At 58.8% G+C, this 4,079-nt stretch carries 5 protein-coding genes and 2 pseudogenes; 3 read left to right on the top strand and 4 right to left on the bottom strand.

Annotation, left to right across the window (positions count from 1 at the left end; translation table 11 throughout):
• Window positions 1-320 (top strand): hypothetical protein (locus tag ACOCD2_RS13575; protein ID WP_293652726.1); only part of this gene is annotated, 320 nt, incomplete at its 5' end.
• A 26-nt stretch (window positions 321-346) separates the two neighbouring features.
• Here ACOCD2_RS13575 and ACOCD2_RS13580 read toward each other — a convergent pair.
• A pseudogene (locus ACOCD2_RS13580) lies at window positions 347-511 on the bottom strand (fatty acid desaturase); the annotation flags it as partial.
• Between ACOCD2_RS13580 and ACOCD2_RS13585 the strand changes: the two are divergent.
• Window positions 495-677, top strand: a complete 183-nt coding sequence (locus ACOCD2_RS13585) for a hypothetical protein (RefSeq protein ID WP_293646582.1) — start codon at window positions 495-497, stop codon at window positions 675-677. The pseudogene ACOCD2_RS13580 and the gene ACOCD2_RS13585 overlap by 17 nt on opposite strands.
• Window positions 678-1,325, top strand: coding sequence for a hypothetical protein (locus ACOCD2_RS13590; RefSeq protein WP_293646580.1), 648 nt, complete (start codon window positions 678-680; stop codon window positions 1,323-1,325).
• Window positions 1,326-1,334: 9 nt separating this feature from the next.
• Here ACOCD2_RS13590 and ACOCD2_RS13595 read toward each other — a convergent pair whose 3' ends face one another.
• The 3 genes and pseudogenes from ACOCD2_RS13595 to ACOCD2_RS13605 form a co-directional block, all read right to left on the bottom strand.
• On the bottom strand, window positions 1,335-2,651 hold the full coding sequence (locus ACOCD2_RS13595; protein WP_293646578.1) for a TldD/PmbA family protein: 1,317 nt from the start codon (window positions 2,649-2,651) through the stop codon (window positions 1,335-1,337).
• Window positions 2,641-3,813: a TldD/PmbA family protein gene (locus tag ACOCD2_RS13600; protein ID WP_308317306.1), complete on the bottom strand. Its 1,173-nt coding sequence runs from the start codon at window positions 3,811-3,813 to the stop codon at window positions 2,641-2,643. The genes ACOCD2_RS13595 and ACOCD2_RS13600 overlap by 11 nt, the downstream gene beginning before the upstream one ends.
• Window positions 3,790-3,954 (bottom strand): annotated as a pseudogene (locus ACOCD2_RS13605) (PmbA/TldA family metallopeptidase); the annotation flags it as partial. The gene ACOCD2_RS13600 and the pseudogene ACOCD2_RS13605, both read right to left, overlap by 24 nt.
• Window positions 3,955-4,079 lie beyond the last annotated feature (125 nt).

The raw sequence follows: 4,079 nt of genomic DNA on the forward strand, positions 1-4,079 counted from the left end.
TGGAAGTATTTCAAGCGTGTCTTCGACCTCGTGATAGATTTTGGGACATCCCAGTCCCCAAAATCGACTCGGCCTTTGACAACCTATTCGTGCCCCAGCCGTCCTGGTCACCAAGCACTACACAACAACTTCGCAAGCTCGTTGCTGCTCCGTACTTGTCTCCCAATGACTGGACGCCGCGTTCGAATGCCTACTTTGCTTCCCCTCTGGCGCTATGCGCACGACGGGTAAGCAGTGCGGCCTCGCGGCTACTGGGGACTACCAGCCTTCGCTTCGCTCTCCATGGCTGGCAGCACAGGATACGGCTGTCGCCGGGATAGTAGCAGTCAAACATCTCGTGATCACTGCGGTTGCAGCAGTGATGCACGATGTGTGTCACTTTCATCAGTGTAAAGGACACGGGAAACAACCAGGACAGCAGCATCCCCACGTTTTCATTCACTCCTGGTGAAGGATGCAACAACCCGTGTGTGGCTTCGTGTATCAGCTGATAGTTGGTCAGCAGCAACATAGCAAACAGCAAGCCGATCACCAGCGATGCCGGCAACGGCAGACGGGAAGCCAGCCACAGCAAAAACAGCACTGTCACAATCAGTGATGCAACAACAAGCAGGTTGAGCGCTGCCGGAATATTTTTCTCTGCTGTATTCAAGACGCAAAACACATATGATATTTGAATGAACAGAAACCAGCATCAAAGACCGGAGCTGTTTCAGATTCTCCTGCTCTACTTCCCTCTTGCCTTTCTGGGCCTTGGCGGCCTGCTGATCCTGCAGTTTCAGACTGTCACGGGTGGGCTGCTGTTCACTGCCGCATGGCTGTATCTCCTGCCTCCGATAACCTGCCGCATCACTCTCGCCCTGTTCGGCAGGCCACTGACTCGCGACAGCACACCACAGGACAGAAGCTTTCGTGTCTGGTGGTTCCTCACCCAGCTGCAGATGCCCTTCAACCGCATCGGCCTGCTGGAAGAACTGCTGCGCCTGGTACCGGGGCTGTATGGCAGCTGGCTGACACTATGGGGCTCGCAGGTCAGCCCCTTTTCCTTCTGGGCCCGCGACATTCTCATCAGCGAACGTTACCTGCTCACCGTAGAGAAGGGCGCGGTGATCGCCAGTCAGTGTGGCCTGGCCGGCCACGTAGTCACTCTGGACGAAAGTGGCAATCACCACTTGCAGGTGGCCCCCATCGTCATCGAATACGGCGCCATGCTGGGCATACGCTCGGGCTGCAAGGTGGCAGCCGGCGAGATGCTGCCCGCCGGACGCATGCTGCCGCCCTTTACCTGCTGGAAAGACGGGCGCAAGCACAAGTACGCCGGCTGAACACCCTTCTCAGGCACCGCTGAAGCTCACGCCCTCGAACATCATGGACGGCGCCCGCAGGCTGGAATAAGGCCAGGGATCATTGCCCAGAGCCACCAGGTTTCCGAAGAGTTCCTTCAGACTGCCGGTCACGTTCATTTCCCCTACAGGCTCTGCGATCTTCCCGTTGCGGATCAGGTGCCCGCGCAGACCCAGGGAGAACTCGCCCGTGGTATTGTCTGCGTTGCCCCCCAGCCAGGAAGTGACATAGATCCCTTCCCCCGCCGCCGCGAGCAGGTCCTTCAGAGAACTGCTGCCAGGCTTCATAAGCAGGTTGGAACGGCTGCCGGTGGTGGGCGCCATCTTCAGCTTACGTCCATAGTAGGTATCGGCGTAGATATTCTGCACCACCCCCTTGTCCACCAGGGTCAGGGGACGGGCGGCGATACCTTCGCTGTCGTACAGACGTGAACCCAGGCCCCGCAGCAGCAGAGGGTCATCCACCAGGGTCAGTTGCTCACTGAACATCATCTTGCCCAGCTGCCCCATCCAGAAGGATCGCTTCTGTTGCAAGGCCTGGGCCGATGCGGGACTCACCAGGGAAGATATCAGGCGCCCTGCGGCCCGGGCATCGACCACCATGTAGCCTTTCTGGCTGGGCCCCTTGGTTACACCCAGGCGCTGCCGCACCCGTTCCAGGGCTTTCCTGGCAATATTCTGAACAGTAGGCATGTCCGACAGCCGGCGCGCACCCGGGTAGAAATCACCGGAGGCCCGTCTGTCTCCCCGGTCCCGAAAAGTGAGGTCTGCTCCCATCCATATGGAAGTACCTGTCTGTTCGCCATGAAAGCCGTTACTGCTCACGCTCAGTGAACGGCTGCTGCCGTCATAGACAGCACAGCTCGCAGAAATCAGCCGCTTGTCGCCACGAATCCCCTCATCCAGTTCCTTGCACCAGGCCAAACGCTGCGCCGGCGCCAGATCCCTTATCGCCGGATCCAGCAACTGCAGATCCCTGTCTGCACGTCCCTTGAAAAGCTCCGGCGGCGTTATCCTGCGATAGGGATCCGGCTGCAGGGCGCGGGTGAGGCTCACGGCATTGGCAATGAAACCGGCCAGTGACGGCTCGCGGAGGTCTGTTGTGGAATGGCTGGCATAGCGGCCATCCACATACAGCTCAATGGACAGTGCCAGGGAGGTGGCATCCTTCACCTTCTCCAGCTTGCCGTCCCGGTACTCATGGGTCACATCTCGACTGCGGCTTACGCTCACCCAGGCATCCTGGGCACCGGCCTTGCGGGCCAGCCCCAGAGACTGTTCCGCAGCGTGACGCATCTTATCCTGCATGTTCGCCTCCCACAGTCATCTTCGATACAAGCACCGATGGCATGCCCAGGGAAACGGGTACACTCTGTCCGTTCTTGCCACAGGTCCAGCCACCAGTATCCATACTGCTGTCGCCACCCACCATGGTGATGTCCCTGAGTACCTGGGGACCGTTGCCAATGATGTTGCAGTCCTTGATGGGTGCGGTGATCCTGCCGTTCTCCACCAGCCAGCCGTTTTTGATATAAAAGGTGAAATCGCCAGCACCGATGGACACCTGGCCATTGGTATAGGTCTCCGCCACGATGCCTTTCTTCATGGAGGCGATCATCTCCCCGCGGCTGTGAGGACCGTTCTCCATGAAGGTACAGGTCATGCGCGGCATGGGCGCATGCCGGTAGGACTCACGCCGCCCGGATCCGCCCGGCGCCACCTTGTAGTGACGTGCGGAAATGCCGTCATGGAGATAGCCGCGCAGGGTGCCGTTTTCCACGAGCACATTGCGTTGGGCGGGATTGCCTTCATCATCATAGTTGAGCGCACCGCGTTCGTAGGCGAGGGTTCCCTGGTCCACGATAGTGACGTGCGGGTTGGCAACCTTCTTGTTCAGCATGTCGGAATAAATACTGATTCCCTTGCGGTTGAAATCCGCCTCCATACCGTGGCCGATGGCTTCATGCAGCAGGATGCCGCTGGCGCCCGACGCCAGCAGCACCGGCATTTCACCGGCCGGGGGACGTCGGGCTCCGAACAGCACCAGGGTGTTGTCCACAGCCTTTTTCGCAAGAACCTGCAGGCGCTCATCGGTATAGTGATCCATACCATATCGCCCTGACAGATTGGCCGAATTGGACTGCCGAACGCCGTTCTTTTCCGCTGAAACCGTACACCAGAGACGGGTCATGGGACGGTAGTCAGCCACCACGCGGCCATCCAGTGTGGCGATCACCACCTGTTGCTCGTAATCCGACCAGTTGATGGTCACCTTGTTCACCGCGGCATCCTGTTTGCGCGCCAGACTTTCCAGTCTGCGCACCCTGGCCAGCTTGTTATCAATTTTCACTTCCGACCAGGGCATAGCAATGCGATACATCTTGCCGGCCGGGCCGGCATTGAAGTGCTGCGGCGGCACACCCTTGCTCCCCTTTGCAATGGCTGCCGCCGTACGTGCGGCCTTGAGCATCGCATCCACAGACAGGTCTTCGGTATAGGCGTATCCCGTCTGGTCGCCGATCACCACCCGCAGGCCCACACCCTGCTCGATCCAGGAGCGCGCCGAACTGATGATCCCGTCTTCCATGGCAATGGCATTGCCGCGGTTATGTTCGAAGGTAACTACTCACCCCTAAGATGAGTACAAGCCTGCCTCGATGGATCTACAATCGCTTTTTCATGTCTGTAGAGGCTTGACATCATAGTACGCCGAGTCTATGCTATTGACCCAACACA

Source organism: Thiolapillus sp. (genome assembly GCF_048562965.1).
Lineage (GTDB): Bacteria > Pseudomonadota > Gammaproteobacteria > Chromatiales > Chromatiaceae > Thiolapillus > Thiolapillus brandeum_A.

Coding starts and splice junctions, on each gene's coding strand:
- ACOCD2_RS13590 (WP_293646580.1), top strand. CDS start 678: ATGAACAGAAACCAGCATCAAAGACCGGAGCTGTTTCAGATTCTCCTG.
- ACOCD2_RS13600 (WP_308317306.1), bottom strand. CDS start 3,813: ATGCTCAAGGCCGCACGTACGGCGGCAGCCATTGCAAAGGGGAGCAAG.
- ACOCD2_RS13595 (WP_293646578.1), bottom strand. CDS start 2,651: ATGCAGGATAAGATGCGTCACGCTGCGGAACAGTCTCTGGGGCTGGCC.